At 37.5% G+C, this 17,364-nt stretch carries 11 protein-coding genes; 8 read left to right on the top strand and 3 right to left on the bottom strand.

Annotated elements, in window-relative coordinates; translation table 11 throughout:
* Positions 1-2: 2 nt before the first annotated feature.
* Together ESZ48_RS13435 and ESZ48_RS13430 are read right to left on the bottom strand one after the other, a co-directional pair.
* Positions 3-1,229 carry an NADH:ubiquinone reductase (Na(+)-transporting) subunit B gene (locus ESZ48_RS13435; RefSeq protein WP_129018021.1) on the bottom strand — a complete coding sequence of 409 codons (1,227 nt, stop codon included), beginning with the start codon at positions 1,227-1,229 and terminating at the stop codon, positions 3-5.
* 10 nt (positions 1,230-1,239) lie between these two features.
* Positions 1,240-2,595: a Na(+)-translocating NADH-quinone reductase subunit A gene (locus ESZ48_RS13430; protein WP_129018020.1), complete on the bottom strand. Its 1,356-nt coding sequence runs from the start codon at positions 2,593-2,595 to the stop codon at positions 1,240-1,242.
* A 178-nt stretch (positions 2,596-2,773) separates the two neighbouring features.
* On the opposite strand from ESZ48_RS13430, the gene ESZ48_RS13425 reads away from it, so the two are divergent.
* The 4 genes from ESZ48_RS13425 (at position 2,774) to ESZ48_RS13410 (ending at position 8,429) form a co-directional block, all read left to right on the top strand.
* Complete coding sequence (locus ESZ48_RS13425; RefSeq protein ID WP_129018019.1) at positions 2,774-4,024, top strand: type IX secretion system plug protein; 1,251 nt, start codon at positions 2,774-2,776, stop codon at positions 4,022-4,024.
* A gap of 194 nt (positions 4,025-4,218) precedes the next feature.
* Positions 4,219-4,605 carry a Co2+/Mg2+ efflux protein ApaG gene (gene apaG / locus ESZ48_RS13420; protein ID WP_129018018.1) on the top strand — a complete coding sequence of 129 codons (387 nt, stop codon included), beginning with the start codon at positions 4,219-4,221 and terminating at the stop codon, positions 4,603-4,605.
* Between the two features lie 399 nt (positions 4,606-5,004).
* Positions 5,005-6,630, top strand: a complete 1,626-nt coding sequence (gene pruA, locus ESZ48_RS13415) for an L-glutamate gamma-semialdehyde dehydrogenase (RefSeq protein WP_129018017.1) — start codon at positions 5,005-5,007, stop codon at positions 6,628-6,630.
* Positions 6,631-6,764: 134 nt separating this feature from the next.
* Complete coding sequence (locus tag ESZ48_RS13410; protein ID WP_129018016.1) at positions 6,765-8,429, top strand: T9SS type A sorting domain-containing protein; 1,665 nt, start codon at positions 6,765-6,767, stop codon at positions 8,427-8,429.
* Positions 8,430-8,471: 42 nt separating this feature from the next.
* Here ESZ48_RS13410 and rsmG read toward each other — a convergent pair whose 3' ends face one another.
* Positions 8,472-9,101: a 16S rRNA (guanine(527)-N(7))-methyltransferase RsmG gene (gene rsmG, locus ESZ48_RS13405; RefSeq protein ID WP_129018015.1), complete on the bottom strand. Its 630-nt coding sequence runs from the start codon at positions 9,099-9,101 to the stop codon at positions 8,472-8,474.
* Between the two features lie 145 nt (positions 9,102-9,246).
* On the opposite strand from rsmG, the gene ESZ48_RS13400 reads away from it, so the two are divergent.
* From ESZ48_RS13400 to ESZ48_RS13385, 4 genes are all read left to right on the top strand, one after another.
* The gene (locus ESZ48_RS13400; RefSeq protein WP_129018014.1) at positions 9,247-10,347 is read left to right on the top strand and encodes a fatty acid desaturase family protein; all 1,101 of its coding nucleotides are present in this window, start codon (positions 9,247-9,249) and stop codon (positions 10,345-10,347) included.
* A gap of 13 nt (positions 10,348-10,360) precedes the next feature.
* On the top strand, positions 10,361-11,545 hold the full coding sequence (locus ESZ48_RS13395; protein ID WP_129018013.1) for a pyridoxal phosphate-dependent aminotransferase: 1,185 nt from the start codon (positions 10,361-10,363) through the stop codon (positions 11,543-11,545).
* An 862-nt stretch (positions 11,546-12,407) separates the two neighbouring features.
* On the top strand, positions 12,408-15,509 hold the full coding sequence (locus tag ESZ48_RS13390; RefSeq protein ID WP_129018012.1) for a SusC/RagA family TonB-linked outer membrane protein: 3,102 nt from the start codon (positions 12,408-12,410) through the stop codon (positions 15,507-15,509).
* 10 nt (positions 15,510-15,519) lie between these two features.
* Entirely contained in the window at positions 15,520-17,085 is a 1,566-nt protein-coding gene (locus tag ESZ48_RS13385; protein WP_129018011.1) for a RagB/SusD family nutrient uptake outer membrane protein, read from the top strand.
* Positions 17,086-17,364 lie beyond the last annotated feature (279 nt).

Genomic DNA, 17,364 nt, shown 5'->3' with positions numbered 1-17,364 from the left:
ATTTAAGCTGTTTTTAATTTTCCTCGTTTTAATCTCTTCTTCACATTGCCCTGAACTACATAATGATCTATAGTTGGTGCAAATACATTCATTAACAATATAGCTAACATCACGCCTTCTGGATAAGCTGGGTTAAATACGCGGATCATAATGGATATAAATCCAATTAAGAAACCGTAAATCCATTTTCCTCTATTAGTTTGGGAACCCGTTACCGGATCTGTTGCCATATATACAATACCAAATGCCATTCCACCAATTATCAAATGATGCCAAAACTCAGTACTCATTAATCCATAAAACTTACTCGTTTCTGTAATCCATCCGGCGTCAACCACCATATTAAAAATATAGCCCATTACCAAAGCACCAAGAGTGGCACTTAACATAATTCTCCAGCTTCCTATCTTTGTGAAGATAAGGAATAACCCTGCTAAGAGAATTAACAGCGTAGAAGTTTCACCAACGGAGCCCGGGATAAAGCCATAAAACATATCCAATACAGAATAATCAACAGGATGTGATTGTGCCAAGCTACCTAATATGGTTTCACCAGAAATGGCATCGGCTGTAGAGCCATTTGCAATTTCTTTAGTTCTTTCTACTGCACCTTCAACCCAAACTTTATCTCCACTCATCCACGTTGGATAAGCAAAGAACAAAAATGCTCTAATGGTCAAAGCGGGGTTCAGAATATTCATTCCCGTTCCACCAAACACTTCTTTACCGATAACCACACCAAATGCAACGGCCACGATTAACATCCACCAAGGAATATCAATGGGTACAATTAAAGGCACAAGCATCCCGGTTACCAAATAACCTTCTTCAACTTCATGACCTTTAATAACGGCAAATAAAAATTCAATTCCCAATCCAACACCATAAGAGATGATGACTAAAGGTAGAATTTTCCAAAAGCCTAAAATAAAGTTTTGCAAGTTCCAAAATTCACTGCTGAAAAATCCGTTTGTTACCGCCTGGATGTCTCCTACAGCCAAATAATGCTGATACCCGGCATTAAACATTCCGAAAATCAAACACGGAATCAATGCCATAATTACCGTATTCATGGTACGCTTTAAATCGTCAGCCGATTTAATGTGCGTGCCTCCTTGTGCGGTATCATTAGGCGTATATAGAAAAGTATGCAAGGCATTAAAGGCAGGTGCCATTTTAGTCCCTCTATACTTCTCTTTTAATTTATGTAAGTTCTGTTTTAAACCCATTGTCTCTATATTAACCGATTTCTTCTATCATTAAATCCAAGCCTGCTCTAATAATTTTTTGATGTGGTTGTTTAGACACACAAATAAATTCTGTTAAAGCAAAATCTTCTGGAGCTACTTCATACATTCCCAAAGCCTCCATTTCGTCCAAATCTTTATACAAACATGATTTTAAGATTTGCAATGGATATATATCTAATGGAAAGACCTCCTCGTAATTACCAGTAAGTACAAAGTTTCTGTGCTCACCATTCATATTGGTATCTAAATCATAAGTCTTATTTGGAGTCAACCACGAGAAAGTTAAAGCTCTAGAATTAGAGATTTTATCAAAAATAGGCTTGTTCCATCCAAACAACTCATAATCATCACCTTCAGGAATAACTGTAATGATATTGCTATAATAACCTAAATAGCCATCAGGGGCTATTTGTTTTCCACTTAATACGTTCCCAGAAATGATCCGATCGTTTCCGCCTTGTTCAACGCCATTGTCATAAACCATGGTTGCTACTTCGCTTGCTATTTTAGTAACAAAATAACGTGGTTTTTTAACTGAAGACCCAACAAGGGCAACAATACGCTCAGCATTGAATTTACCGGTAAGCAATAACTCACCAATGATTACTAAGTCTTGTGGGTTAATGGTCCAAACGGTTTCCCCTTTATTTACAGGATTTATTTTATTGATTTGCGTTCCCACATTGCCACAAGGATGCGGCCCGGATACTTTATGCAAAGTAATTCCTGAAAGTCCAGCTAAAGGAGAATTTGATTTTTCGCCAACGCTCACGTGCACTTTACCTTCTGTTAGTTTACCTAAGGCAGTAATGGCAGCTTGCAATTCAGCTTCTTTGCCCTGAAGTACATAGTCAAGATCAGCAGCTAAAGGCGCGCTGTCATAACCAGAAATAAAAATTGCTTTAGGAGTATGGTCAGGTTTTGCGATAATGTCATAAGGACGCTGTTTGATAAACGCCCAACATCCAGAGGCCAACAAATGTGCTTTTATAGTTTCAGCATCAACAGCATCTACATTCAGCTTACCGTAATCGTGGTAAGTTTGCTCTTTATCAGCCTGAATTTTAATGCCCATAATGCGTCTTTTCGCCCCGCGTTCGATCTCAATAATCTCCCCTGAAACTGGTGAAACAAATTTCACCGCCTCATTGGATTTATCATGAAAGATAGGCTCTCCAGCTTTCACCTTTGCACCTTCTTTATAAATCAACCTTGGAGTAACAGCGTGGAAGTCTTCTGGTCTTAACGTATAAAAGTTGCTTATAACCGCCTTTTCAGTGGTTTTTTCAGCTCCTCCCTTAAGTTTGATATCGAGACCTTTTTTAATCTTAATGTCGTTTGACATATTATAAGTCTATTGGTTAATAGTTACAATGATGTGATTTTACACAGTAAAAATCGGTGCAAATTTACGAAATATTTATGCAGTCTACATAATAATTGTCATAAAATTTATACGTTAACGATTGCGTAAAATATGAGGTATAATTTTTGTTTATCTTTACCTCTCAAACCACATGTAGATGACTTCACGTTTTAGATATTTTCTCTTATTGTTTTTTTTTACGGCTTTTGTGTTTTCGCAAATTGAAGAGGTCAATCCGCCCAACTATATAAAAACAATCATGTTTAGAGGCAACACCAATGAAAGTCAATTGCCCATCCTAAAATTAGGCGAACCTTTGCTCTTGGAATTTGATGCGCTTACCGGAACTGAACCTGATTTTTATTATGTTATTGACCATTTTAACTACGATTGGACGCGCTCCAATTTGGTGAAATCTGAATACTTGAGAGGTTTTGACAACCAACGGATTCAAGACTATAAGAATTCATTCAACACCTATCAGATTTATTCGCATTATATGCTTCAAATTCCCAATCAACAAACCAAAGGATTATTGGTGACCGGAAATTACCTCATGAGCATTTTTAACGATGATGATGAATTGGTATTCTCAAGAAAATTTATGATTTATGAGGATCTTGTGAATGTTGGCGTTGCCCTCAAGCGTTCGCGTGATGTCAAGGATATTGATACAAAGCAATCGGTGGACATTGTTATCAATAGCAGAAATATCAACTTCAACAATCCTTTGGAAAATGTCAAGAGCCTAATCATCCAAAATAACAATCTCAATACGGCAATTTCCGACGTAAAACCACAGTATCTGTTAGGAAATCAGTTGATTTACAAATACACTTCAGAAACCAGTTTTTGGGGTGGCAATGAGTATCTTTATTTTGAAAACAAAGATGTACGGGCCGCCAACGTAGGCGTTCAGTTTATCGAATTAAAAGATATTTATCACAACTATCTTTTTGTCAATACCTCAAGAGCCAATCAGCTCTACACTTACAATCCTGATATCAATGGTAATTTTTTAATTACCGCCATAGATGCACAAGACGTGTCCATTGAAGCCGATTATACCATGATCCATTTTGCGTTGCAATACCCCGAATTGACAGATGGCAGTTCCGTATATGTCTATGGAAATTTCAATAATTATGCGCTTGAACCCGATAACGAGCTTCAATTTAATGCGAAAACTGGATTATATGAAATAGCATTCCGTCTAAAACAAGGGTTTTACAATTACAAATATGTGATAACCGATAAAAACGGCACTCTGAATGAAGGCGCGATTAGCGGTAACTTCTACCAAACCGAAAACAACTATAAAGTATTGGTCTACTATAGAGATTTGGGTGCACGTTATGACCGATTGATTGGCATGGGCGAAGGGTCTTCAGTCAATATTTCGAATTAAATTCCTTATAACCAGAATAAGTTACTCAAGATTATTTTAAAAAGCCGGCGTTCAGCTGACACTCAAAGCTATAAACTCCTAATTCAGTGTTAAATAGCTGTAAAAATAGGGATAGCGTTACATCTTGAATCAAATAAATTATTAAAATCTTCTAAATTGTCCTATTTTAGCACTAATCTAAACATTCTAATATTATGGTCCAGCAAGTTACAAGTGGTATTAAGATAAGTGTACAGACTACTTTTGAGGGCACTTTTTATAAAAACTATAAAGTCCATTTCGCTTTTGGATATAAAGTGACCATTGAAAATCAGAGTAAAGGCGCTGTACAATTGAATTCTCGCCATTGGAAAATTTATGATGCCCTTAATAATATTGAAATTATTGAAGGCGAAGGCGTCATTGGCAAAAAACCAGTCTTAAAACCGGGAGAGTCACATACGTATACTTCAGGGTGTTTGCTATCATCTCCTTTTGGCGCAATGCACGGCCACTACAATATGGTCAACTTTACCACCACCAATAAATTCAAGGTTTACATTCCGTCATTTAAATTGAGTGCTCCTTTTGCTTTGAATTAAACCAAATGTCGGTCTGTTTTTATCTTTAAAATCGTGTGCCCGACTTTAGTTTCTTTGATGTTTCTAAATTAATGTCTGAGCAGAGAGCATTCCATTTGGCATTTAGGTCAACAAAAAACCATCAAGCGTTATTTTCAAAATAGCTCTACTAACCTCTTCAAAACCCACTGTCCTATCCTTTCAGAAATCTAAATCTGGATTCTGAATTGGAAAACAACAAGATGGATTTCAAAAACCTGCATTTTATCGTTCAGACACTTAGCTACAATTGACAGATAAGTTATTCCTGAAAATAGACGCGACATTTAACGTGGTTTTAGGAGAATATCGCATGTAATAGGTTTCAAAATTTCGTACCTTCGCATCTTAAAATTTTAAACATTCAAAATAAAAATAATCATGGGAAAAGGATTTTTCAAGGTACCGGTAGCGGTCAATGAACCTGTAAAAACTTACGCTCCAGGATCTCCAGAACGTGAGGCAGTGATAGCGGAATACTCTAAAATGTTCAGAAGTAAAGTTGATGTACCTCTTTATATCAATGGCAAGTATGTCACAACTAAAAACACCAAAACCATGTCCCCGCCCCATGATCATAAGCATGTGGTTGGAACCTATCATTTGGCAGATAAAAACCACGTTGAGGATGCCATTGCCACCGCACTTGAAGCTAGAAAGACATGGTCTCAAATGCCTTGGGAACATCGCGCCGGTATTTTTCTTAAAGCTGCCGAATTGCTTGCTGGTCCATACAGAGCAAAAATCAACGCCGCGACAATGATTGCGCAATCGAAAACCATCCATCAAGCTGAAATTGATTCGGCTTGTGAGCTGATTGATTTCTTGAGATTCAATGTTCAGTTTATGACTGAAATATACCATGATCAACCTCAAAGCACAAGTGATGCATGGAACAGGGTCGAGTACAGACCTTTAGAAGGCTTCACTTATGCAGTGACGCCATTTAACTTCACTGCCATTGCAGGTAACTTACCATCATGTATGGCTTTAATGGGAAATGTGGTGATTTGGAAGCCAAGCAACCACCAAATCTATTCTGCTAAAGTGATTATGGATGTCTTTGAAGAAGCTGGAGTTCCTGCAGGAGTTATCAACGTTGTTTTTGGTGATGCTGCGATGATTACAGACACCATTATGGCCAGTCCGGATTTTTCTGGATTACACTATACAGGATCAACTTCCGTTTTTCAAAGCTTATGGAAAAAAATCGGAAATAATATCGCAAATTATAAAACCTATCCACGAATTGTAGGAGAAACTGGAGGGAAAGACTTTATTGTTGCCCACAAAACTGCCGATGCCAGACAAGTAGCAACCGCAATTGTTAGGGGTGCCTTCGAATTTCAAGGTCAAAAATGTAGTGCAGCTTCAAGGGCCTATATTGCAAAAAGCATTTGGAGTGATGTCAAGAAATATGTTATTGAAGATCTAGAAACCGTAAAAATGGGTTCTCCTGAAGACATGAATAATTTTGTTACTGCAGTCATCCATGAAGCTTCTTTTGATAAGTTGGCTAGCTATATTGACCAAGCTAAAAAAGATAAGACAGCTACTATTATTGCCGGTGGAAATTACGATAAGAGTAAAGGTTATTTTATAGAACCAACGGTTATTGAAACCACTGATCCGAAATACTCAACGATGTGCACAGAACTTTTCGGTCCTGTAATGACGGTTTATGTATATGACGATAAAGATTTTAGCAAAACCTTAAAGTTAGTAGATGAAACCAGTGAATATGCACTGACAGGCGCTATTATGGCAACGGACAGATATGCAATTGATGAAGCGACCAAAGCCCTACAAAACTCGGCTGGAAACTTTTACATCAATGATAAACCAACAGGTGCCGTAGTTGGGCAACAACCTTTTGGTGGCGCAAGAGCTTCAGGAACCAATGACAAAGCTGGTAGTTTACAAAACCTTTTACGTTGGATCTCTCCGAGATTGGTTAAGGAAACTTTTGTCACACCAACAGATTACCGTTATCCGTTTTTAGGATAATCTTATCATAACAAAAATAAATCCTCAAACTAGCGTTTGGGGATTTTTTTTGCCCTTTTAGATAAATAATTATTTTACTTAACCTCAGGAAGTCAAAACTTTGTATCTTTAAATCAACTAAAAATAAATCTTACATGAAAAAAATCTACTTTCTACCTTTATTATTAACCAGTGCTTTCTTATTTGCCCAAACTCCCGGTAGTGAAAGCCCTGTTATGACCGTTGACGCCAGCATCCCTTATCAAGGATTTGACGAAGCTATTCCTTTATTGGGTTCTGCCCAGTATAAAATTTATTATGACAATGTTGATGGTGTATTGGACAAACCCATCTTTCTGATTGATGGTTTCGATCCAAACGATTCAAGAGACATCCCAGCCGTATATGCACTTTTAAATTACGGAAATTCCGGAATGAACCTGGCCGATTTAATAAGAGATGAGGGCTATGACCTCGTGGTTTTAAATTTTGAAGCAGCCTATCCAAGCCCTACGGATGGCACCATACTTATGGGAGGTGCGGATTTTATACAACGCAACGCCCTGACATTAGTGGAACTTATAAATACCATAAACAGTATGAAAATAGGGTCTGAACAAAACGTGGTCATCGGACCAAGTATGGGTGGTCTCATCTCTAGATATGCGCTACGTTATATGGAACAGAATACAATGGATCACGATACACGATTGCACATCTCGTTTGATGCACCACATAGGGGAGCCAATGTGCCAATTGGCATGCAATATCTATTTAATTATATGGTCAATGGTGAACCTGGAATTACAGAAGCCGAACCTTTAGTAAACGGTCTATTGAATAGTCCGGCAGCTAAACAAATGTTGATCGACCATTATTTAGGCCATGTAGCCGCAAATGGGGTTAGTCAAGATAATTCAACCCATACACCTAAAGGCGCGCCTGATTTTAGGGATGCGTTTCAAACTGAACTTGACGCTATGGGTTTTCCACAAAACACAAGAAACGTCGCCATCACAAACGGTAGCGGTGTTGGACAGATGACAGGTACTCCAGGAATGGAACTTATCAACCACACCTTTGATATGGGAACCATCGATATTGGAGGACTACCAGTTTATTCTAGAGCCCTGGTCGCCGTACATTTTGCACCAGTTGCCAATGAAAACATTAATGTGTCAAATTTTACTGGAGAGATAAGGTTATTACCTTTTGGTCCTTGGATAACGGCTCTTAATTTTACTGCATCTGCACAATCAACCGCAACGTCCGATGGCTTGGACAGCGCTCCTGGAGGTCAATTTGATTTATTTTCTTTTGACGATGGTTCCAATCCTTTAGTTTCGGATTTTTTCAACAATTTAAATTCGCAATATTTCAGTTTTATTCCAACGCTCAGCGGATTGGCTATAAACAACCAACCCAATTGGTATGCGAATCCAGATATCAACAATTCGCCATTTGCCAGCACTTATATTCCAACAGACAATGAGCCGCACGTTACGCTAACTGAAGGAAATGTCGCCTTTACATTGGCCGAAATCCTTCAAGGCACTCTTGGAACCATTGATTTCTCTAGTACCCATAAAATCAAACTGCAAAAGAATCCAGTTTATAATTCAATGACTTTGTTGAGCTCTACTGATTTCACAAATGTAAAGGTTTCAATTGTTGATCTTACGGGGAAATTAGTTTTAAGTTCACGTACTTCGCTTTCTAAAAGCACAACAATTCCTTTTAACTTGGAAACCGGCTTATACTTACTGAATGTTCAAACCGAGAATGGATTTGTTTTCAACACCAAGCTTCTTGTAAAATAATTCTACGATCACTTATAAAAAACCAAAGGCTGAATTTTTAATTCAGCCTTTATATTTTATGGGCAAATGCACCAGTTTTTTTGTTTCAAAGAACTCTTCTTTGTAAAAATCAGAGAGCTCATACACCTTGGCCTTTGGGAAGTCCTGCAATTCTTCAGCCAAATCGCCACCTTTTAAATAAATGATTCCATTTTTGAGTTCGTGTTTTTGCTTTTTGGCAACTTTACCTTTTACCCAATGCACAAAGGTTGGCATTGCCGCTACAGCTCTACTTACGATAAAATCGTAGGTACCATCTAATTCTTCCACTCTACTGTGAGAAGTTTTCACATTGGTCAATTCCAATCCTTCAACCACCTCATTGACAACTTTTAGTTTTTTAGCAATACTATCCACCAAATGAAAATTGGTTTCCGGAAACATAATGGCCAAAGGTATTCCAGGAAAACCTCCACCCGTGCCAACGTCCATCACTTGAGATCCAGGTTTAAAGGAAACCAACTTAGCAATAGCCAGGGAATGCAGGACATGGCGCAAATACAATTCGTCAATATCCTTACGTGATACCACGTTTATTTTAAGGTTCCAATCTTTATAAAGATCCTCCAACTGCTCAAACTGATGTAATTGAAGTTCAGATAACTCAGGAAAATAATTTCTAATTAATTGCATTATTTCTAAATTTTCAACAAAATTAGTCATTTTTACATGGATATTTTTAGCATATTAGCACCAAGTGCAAAACAATAATTGATTATCTTTGCTCAATTAATATGATGGCGTGATTTTTGACCTTATCATAGCAAAATATAATACCATGACACAACAAACTCTATCCTTCTCTAGAAATGATTCTACAAAGTTTTTCAGAACACTTAACAAACGCGTCAATGATTACTTCAAAGACAACAATATAAGACGAACTGGAAACTGGAAAATATGGGTAAAAACGGTGGTGATGTTTACCCTGTTTCTAACGCCTTATTTTTTAATCCTTACACTTGATTTACCAGGATGGTCAATGTTGTTGTTAACGATTGTCATGGGTATTGGAATGGCCGGAGTTGGCATGAATGTGATGCACGATGGCAATCACGGTGCCTTTTCAAACAAAGAATGGATCAACCGTTTAATGGGAAGCAGCATTTACATTTTGGCTGGAAACGTTTACAATTGGAAGGTTCAACATAATGTACTCCATCACACATACACCAACATTCACGGACATGATGAAGATTTGGAAGCAGGGAGAATCTTACGTTTTTCAAAGCATGCCAAATGGCACAAACATCACAAATTCCAACATTATTATTCGGTATTACTTTACGGCCTCTTGACCATAAACTGGGCCATTACTACTGATTTTCTTCAAATGAAGCGCTATATGAAGCGTAAATTATCATACGGTAAATTCCCTAATCCTGCAACGGAATGGAGCAAATTGGTTATTTCAAAAATAATTTACGTTTCCATCTGGATTGTTGTTCCATTGGTATTTACGGACATTGCCTGGTGGAAAGTATTGCTCGGATTCTTTGTAATGCACTATGTTGCTGGACTTATTTTAAGTGTTGTGTTTCAGTTGGCGCATGTTATGGAAGATGCTGAAATGCCTCTACCGGCAGAAAATGGTACCATGAAAAACACTTGGGCAATCCATCAATTATTGACTACTGTCAATTTTGGTACTAACAATAAAATTGTAAACTGGTTTACTGGTGGGTTGAACCATCAAGTAGAACATCATATTTTCCCACACATCAGTCACGTTCACTATTCTAATATTTCAAAAATAGTCAAAGCGACTGCGCTAGAATTTGATCTTCCGTACAAAGAGTACGAAACTACACGCAAAGCAATCATAGCACATTTCAGACACTTAAAAGAAATGGGACTAAAACCTGCAATACAAGCTTAATCACTACTTTTAAATGAACTTACTTTCAGATAGAATTCTAAACATGTCTACCTCTGCAACTTTAGAAATGGCCGCTAAAGCCAGAGAATTAAGGGCAGAAGGAAAAGACATCATTGGTTTAAGCTTAGGCGAACCAGATTTCAATACGCCAGACTATATAAAAGAGGCCGCCATACAAGCCATCCATGACAACTACAGCTCCTACACGCCAGTGGACGGTTATGTAGAGCTTAAAGATGCCATCATCAAAAAGTTCAAGCGCGACAATGGTCTAACGTACAATCGCAGTCAAATTGTAGTATCAACAGGCGCCAAACAATCGCTTGCAAATGTTGCTGCCATATTAATCAATAAGGGTGACGAGGTGATTATCCCTTGTCCGTATTGGGTGAGCTATGCCGATTTGGTAAAACTAAATGACGGCATACCTGTTGAAGTACCCACAACTATTGCCACTGATTTTAAGATGACACCAGAGCAATTGGAGGCTGCCATTACGCCTAAAACAAAAATGCTTTGGTACAGTTCGCCGTGCAACCCGAGTGGTTCTGTGTATAGCAAGGAAGAATTACGTGGATTAGCCGATGTCTTGTTAAAACATCCTCATATTATTGTAGTCTCTGACGAAATTTATGAACACATCAATTTTGTCGGCAAACATGCAAGCATGGCAGGATTTGAAGATATGTACGACCGTACGATTACCATTAACGGCGTTTCAAAAGCATTTGCTATGACCGGATGGCGGATTGGGTATATGGGAGGTCCTGAAATATTTGCACGTGCCTGCAATAAAATGCAAGGTCAAATAACCAGTGGTGCCAATAGCATTGCCCAACGGGCTGTTATTACCGCTTTAAATGAGTCGCCATCTAGAGTTCAGTTTATGATTGACGAATTTAAAGTTCGTCGTGATCTGGTTCTTGATTTACTTAAAGACGTTGAAGGTTTTAAAACCAACATCCCTGAAGGCGCATTTTATGTATTTCCAAATATATCCTATTATTTTGGCAAGACATTGAGAGGGAAAACTATTAATAATGCTGCCGATTTCTCTTTGTATTTGCTCGAAGAAGCACTTGTAGCCACAGTTGACGGCGGTGCATTCGGAAATCCAGATTGCATCAGACTTTCTTACGCAGCTTCACAAGATCAGATTGTGGAAGCGATGGCACGCATCAAAGCTGCAGTTAATTAAATAACATAGCGACCAAATAAATATATTAATAGCCACTTTAGTTAAGTGGCTTTTTTTATTCTTCACAAGTAATCTACAACCCTAAAGACCAGACGCCCACAATATCTTTAGCTTTAATTCCCTGAGAAACTTTAGATCTAACGCTATCATTATATAAGTCTCGCATTATGTAGAATTCAATACCTTTCCTATTTCGAACTTTTCTCTATATAACTAATTGAATTCTTCGGATTTATCGATCTCATAATTATATGCCTTTTCAGAGTAGTCAACTTCAACTCCACAAATTAATCATTACCATTTTATTAAAAAGACCATTTCAAAATCACTATAATTCCAATATAAAGGCTAATAAATCAATATAATGCTAATTATCCATATCATTAATAAGTATAATAGGGCTAGTATTAACTTCAAATCATGTTAATCTAACAAGGATCTATATTAAACTACCAATGCTATTTGTTGCTTAATCAACACAATAACAGGAAGTCCGTAAGGAGCATGAACCACCTAATGATCTGACTACGAGGTTAATGAATTCTGTTTCTTTATACTAAAACATCACAATAAACGAAACTTATTATAATTCAACTTATATAATTGATTATCAATACAATATAAAAAATTAAAAAACATATCAACAATTACAAAGCTTTAACATCTTTGTAACCAAATCAAAATAATTATACTCAACTATCTGGTTTTTAACGCCTTAAAACTTAATATATGATTTTATAAATTAAGGAATTAACTGTTTTTAACATTTGGGCATGTAGTTTTTACAGTTAATTAACATTAGCTATTGTTTTATATATAATTATTCTGTTCATTTGTTGCCATAATTCTAACCATTTTATAAATGAAAACAAAAATCAGTCTAATTTTAACACTTTGTTTAGTGTTCGTTGCACAGATAGCATTTGCGCAACAAAAATCCATATCAGGTACAGTTTCTGATGAATCTGGTTTACCATTGCCTGGAGTAAACATCTTGGTCAAGGGAACAACCTCTGGAACACAAACCGATTTTGACGGTAAGTATTCTATAAACGCAAAAGCGGGTGATATTCTTTCATTCACTTATGTGGGATTAAAAGCTCAAGAAGCGACCGTGGGAGCATCAAACACAATCAATGTGACCATGGCGGAAGACGCCGCAGTTTTGGATGAAGTCATCGTTGTAGGTTACGGTGTCCAAAAGAAATCTGAAGTAACCGGTGCTATTTCAAGTATCTCTGGATCTGACATCCAAGGCTTGGTAACGCCAAGTTTTGAGTCGCAACTTGCAGGTAGAGCTGCTGGGGTTCAAGTAACTGCCAACAACGGAATTATCGGTGAGGCACCAAGAGTCAGAATTAGAGGCATTTCCTCTATTGGTTCTGGTACCTCTCCGCTTATTGTTGTTGATGGGATGCCTATTTATTCAGGTGATATTGGAGGCTCTACCTCAACAAACGGCTTAGCAGACATCAATCCAAATGACATTGAATCTTTCGAAATCTTAAAGGATGGTGCAGCAACAGCAATTTATGGATCAAGAGCTGCCAATGGGGTAATCTTAATTACTACTAAAAAAGGAAAGTTAGGGGACATGAAAGTAAGCTACAGTAATGTTACCGGTTTCGCCGCAGCTGTGAAAACTTTCGATCTTTTGGAAACTCCAGACTTTTTAGTTATTGCCAATGAAAAGCGTACCAATGCAAACCAAACTCCTTGGGCAGTTGGTAGTGTTTATAATACAGATTGGCAAAAGGCTGTTTTAAATAATAGCGCCTTTCAAACCGATCATAATCTTTCATTTAATGGAGGCACAGAAAGCACTAAATACTTTTTCTCAATGGGCTATACTGACCAACAAGGGGTTGCGGTAGCTAACGGTATGACCCGTTATAATTTAAGATCAAACTTAGAGCACAAAGTCAATAAATGGCTAACAATTGGTGGTAGCATTGCTGTTACGAGAACGTCCTATACTGGTTTAAATACAGGCCTCAACTCTTTGTCGGGAAATATATTTAACGCGATCAGACAACTACCAAACACGCCGATTTTTGATCCTAACAGTGCTTCAGGTTATAACTTCTCTGCAGATGGCGGCAATGTTGGCCCTTGGGATAACTTAGCACCAGTGGGAGATAACATTCCAAACATTGCTTATGTATTGGCATACAACAAAATTCAATCTAGAGTAAGTAGAACGATTGTAAACACATTTGCTTCAATCGATTTATTTGAAGGATTAAATTACAGATTTCAAGCCAGTGCCGATAATCCATTAACAAAAGGATTCCAATATAGAAACCCTAAACATGGTGACGGCCGAGGCGCCAATGGTCTTCTTACAAATAATCATAATGATTTGATGCGTTGGAACATCCAAAACATTTTAAGTTATAATAAATCATTCAATGATGCGCATAATTTTGGCCTAACCCTAGTTGCCGAATACCAAAAGGATAGAAATGAATCGTTTTTTGGAACAGGAACAAATTTGTTAGATGAATTTTACAATCAAAATCTTGTTTCAAACGCTTACGGTACGCAAGAATCTGGAGGTGGGGTAACTGAAAATGGTATAATGTCATACATAGGTCGATTGAGCTATAACTACAAACAAAAATACTTTCTTCAAGGATCTATTAGACGTGATGGGATTTCAAAACTGAGCCCAGAAACAAGGTGGCATAACTTCACCGGTTACTCTGCGGGATGGAATATTGCCAATGAGGAATTTTTCAGTAATTTGAGAGGCACCATTAACGAATTTAAAATAAGAGGTTCTTATTCAGAAGTAGGAAACACGGAAATTGGAAGTTATCCTTACTTAAATTTGGCAAGAGCATCAAAATATGGTAATATGAACGGCATTGTGTTCTCACAATTAGGTAGTGGAGAGTTACTTTGGGAAACTAGTCAAAAGACGGATTTTGGTTTAGACCTTGCATTATTCAATAATAAACTTAGAGTCAATTTCGATTACTATAACAATGATATTGACGGCTTAATCCTTAACGTTCCAATTCCTGAATCCTTAGGTATTCCTGACAATAGAATCAAACAGAACATTGGCTCCATGAGCAACAAAGGCTACGAATTTGGGGTAGACTACAGAGCAGTTTCCAACGAAAATTTCAGCTGGAACATTACTGCCAATTTAACTTTAGATAAAAATAAAGTGGTGAGCACTCCAAAAGGTCAAGACATTCCAGGAGGAACATTTGGCGGAATAATTGGAGAGAACCTGCTTATTAGAGAAGGTGAGTCTCTTAACTCTCTTTATGGTTATAGATATTGGGGGGTGAACCCATCCAATGGAAACCCAGTATACCATAAAACTAATGGCACTTTGGTTCAAGCAAATATAACGAATAGTCAATATTATGTTTTCGACCCTAGCAACCCTACTGATGTAACCACATCAGCATCATTGAGTGCGAGTGAAGATCGTGTGATTTTAGGAACTACGATTCCAACCTATTATGGCGCACTTATTAATAAATTCACTTACAAAAGTTTTGACTTAAGCTTTATGTTCCGTTTTAGTGGTGGTAACAAGGTTTTCAACGCGACACGTAGAGAATTGGCCAACCAATCATTAAATAACAGTAGCAAAGAGATGTTAGGAAGATGGCAAAGCCCAGAAAACCCAGGAGATGGTGTGACGCCTAAATTATGGGCTGGCAAAGCCAATTTCATCAATTTTGCAGGTAGTGCAACTACAAGGTTTGTTGAAAATGGTGATTTCATCAACTTGGACAACCTAACTTTAGGTTATCAAGTTCCAAAGTCATTTACGGACAGAATTAAAGTTGACATGTTCAGAATCTTTGTTCAAGGACAAAATTTACTGAGCATAACTGACTACAAAGGTTTAAACCCAGAAATGGAAACTGGAGGCGTGGATTATAACGGAACTCCTAGAGCTAGAATTTTATCCGTAGGATTAAATGTTAATTTATAATATTAAAAAAATGAAAAATATATTCAAATATTTAGCAGTAACTGTCATTGGAATCGGAATGGTTTCATGTTCAGAAGATGCTCTTTTAAACTTGAGCCCCATCAATAATATTCCAATTGATCAAGCCTATTCTACGCCTTCATTAATTGAAAGCTCCATCAACGGAATGTATAATGCCGCAGCCCTTGGTGAGTATGATGGCAACCCTCGTGGTTATGTCTGGGGAGCAGCCTTTGTGGAGCAAGGTGATAACAGAGGTGAAGATGTCGTTAACGAAGCGTCCTTTTATGCATTTACCTATCAATCAACCTATAACCCTTCAACGGCAAACAACGTGTATTATTGGATTGATGGTTACAGATTAATCAGCCGTGCAAACCTTGTTATAGATGGTGTTACCAAAGCAGTTGAGAGTGGCATTATTACTCAAGAAAAAGCTGATGACTATATCGGTCAAGCCAAATTTTTACGAGCCATTACACATTTTGAATTGTTGAATTTCTTTGCAAGACCATACAATTTTTCTGCAGGAGCTACCCATCCAGGTATCCCTTATAGAGTAGTAGCTGTTGATACGCAAGAAGAAATTGATGCCGAGATCCTAAAAGGCAGAAATACGGTAGCAGAAGTCTATCAAAAAGTGTTAGAAGATTTAAATGATGCCGAAAACTTAATAACCAATACTGAGTTGATAAAAGCATCAAAAAATGCTGCCATTGCTTTTAAAACACGTGTATATCTTCACATGAGAGATTGGGAGAAGGTTATAACAGAGGGAAATAAACTTGCTGGTGAATATAGCTTAACTGACGATCCTAATGGTGTCTTTTTAGACAACTCTGGTAATAGTGAATCTATTTTCTCTCTTTTAATGTCCGCAAGTAATAACCCTGGTGTGAATGCTGCTTTAGCTTCACAATATAATAATAGAAAATTGGTGAGTATCAGCCCTATTATTTGGAGAGACCCAAGTTGGTTGCCAACTGACAAACGAAGAACTGAAACTTACAAAGACGAAGCTAAGAAACTAGATCCAACAGGGATGGTTTTTGAGTTTGGAGGTAGAAAATACACGAACAAGTATAAAGATATAATTAGTTATACTGACTATGCTCCAATAATACGTTACGCAGAAGTTCTATTAAGCATGGCAGAAGCGCACGCAAGAATGGCGTCACCAGACTTAACTGAATCTTTAACCTTGCTAAATATGGTTAGAAATAGATCTCTAGCAGATCCAACAACAGAAGCATATACAGCAGCATCATTTACTACGCCAGCAACCATGGTGGGCGCTATAATAAAAGAACGCAGAATTGAGTTTTTGATGGAAGGCAGACGTTGGTCAGATATCCACAGGCTTCAAGGGGATGATTTAGTCCCAATGGACGGTATTCCAGCAAAATATGCAAATTCGAGCCCTAAGGCCTCAGACTACATTTTAGGAACACCTTACACTGGTCCTTTTGGTGAAGCTGCCATTCCTGGAAGTGATTACAGATTTTTATGGCCAATTCCACAGCGAGAGCTGAATTCAAACCCAACCTTGGCAAAAGAACAAAATCCAGGCTGGTAATTAATTTATGTTAGTCTATAAATACTAGCTGTAAAATAAAAAAGTTCAGCTAAAAATAAAACCGTCTCGATCTAGAGGCGGTTTTTTTTGTTTTATATGCTATCCAATTGTTATCAAAATAGATAAAATCTGCGAATGCAAGACCATCACGAAACTGCTAAGATTAAACATACAAAAAGAAGATCTTCTTAAAAATGACAAGAACTAGCCTGAAAATAATTAGGGGCAACACAATAAGTTCTGGAGTCATTTAAAATGGATGACTATAATAAGTATTTC

Origin of the sequence: Gelidibacter gilvus, assembly GCF_004115975.1 — a bacterium.
In the GTDB taxonomy this organism is placed as follows: Bacteria; Bacteroidota; Bacteroidia; order Flavobacteriales; family Flavobacteriaceae; genus Gelidibacter; species Gelidibacter gilvus.
This window is presented reverse-complemented; position numbering and strand designations above follow the sequence as displayed.

Bases quoted from the DNA above. Each gene is read 5' to 3' on its own strand.
- ESZ48_RS13400 (WP_129018014.1), top strand. From the start codon at position 9,247: ATGACACAACAAACTCTATCCTTCTCTAGAAATGATTCTACAAAGTTT.
- ESZ48_RS13430 (WP_129018020.1), bottom strand. From the start codon at position 2,595: ATGTCAAACGACATTAAGATTAAAAAAGGTCTCGATATCAAACTTAAG.
- ESZ48_RS13435 (WP_129018021.1), bottom strand. From the start codon at position 1,229: ATGGGTTTAAAACAGAACTTACATAAATTAAAAGAGAAGTATAGAGGG.
- ESZ48_RS13395 (WP_129018013.1), top strand. From the start codon at position 10,361: ATGAACTTACTTTCAGATAGAATTCTAAACATGTCTACCTCTGCAACT.
- ESZ48_RS13385 (WP_129018011.1), top strand. From the start codon at position 15,520: ATGAAAAATATATTCAAATATTTAGCAGTAACTGTCATTGGAATCGGA.
- pruA (WP_129018017.1), top strand. From the start codon at position 5,005: ATGGGAAAAGGATTTTTCAAGGTACCGGTAGCGGTCAATGAACCTGTA.
- ESZ48_RS13425 (WP_129018019.1), top strand. From the start codon at position 2,774: ATGACTTCACGTTTTAGATATTTTCTCTTATTGTTTTTTTTTACGGCT.
- ESZ48_RS13390 (WP_129018012.1), top strand. From the start codon at position 12,408: ATGAAAACAAAAATCAGTCTAATTTTAACACTTTGTTTAGTGTTCGTT.
- ESZ48_RS13410 (WP_129018016.1), top strand. From the start codon at position 6,765: ATGAAAAAAATCTACTTTCTACCTTTATTATTAACCAGTGCTTTCTTA.
- apaG (WP_129018018.1), top strand. From the start codon at position 4,219: ATGGTCCAGCAAGTTACAAGTGGTATTAAGATAAGTGTACAGACTACT.
- rsmG (WP_129018015.1), bottom strand. From the start codon at position 9,101: ATGCAATTAATTAGAAATTATTTTCCTGAGTTATCTGAACTTCAATTA.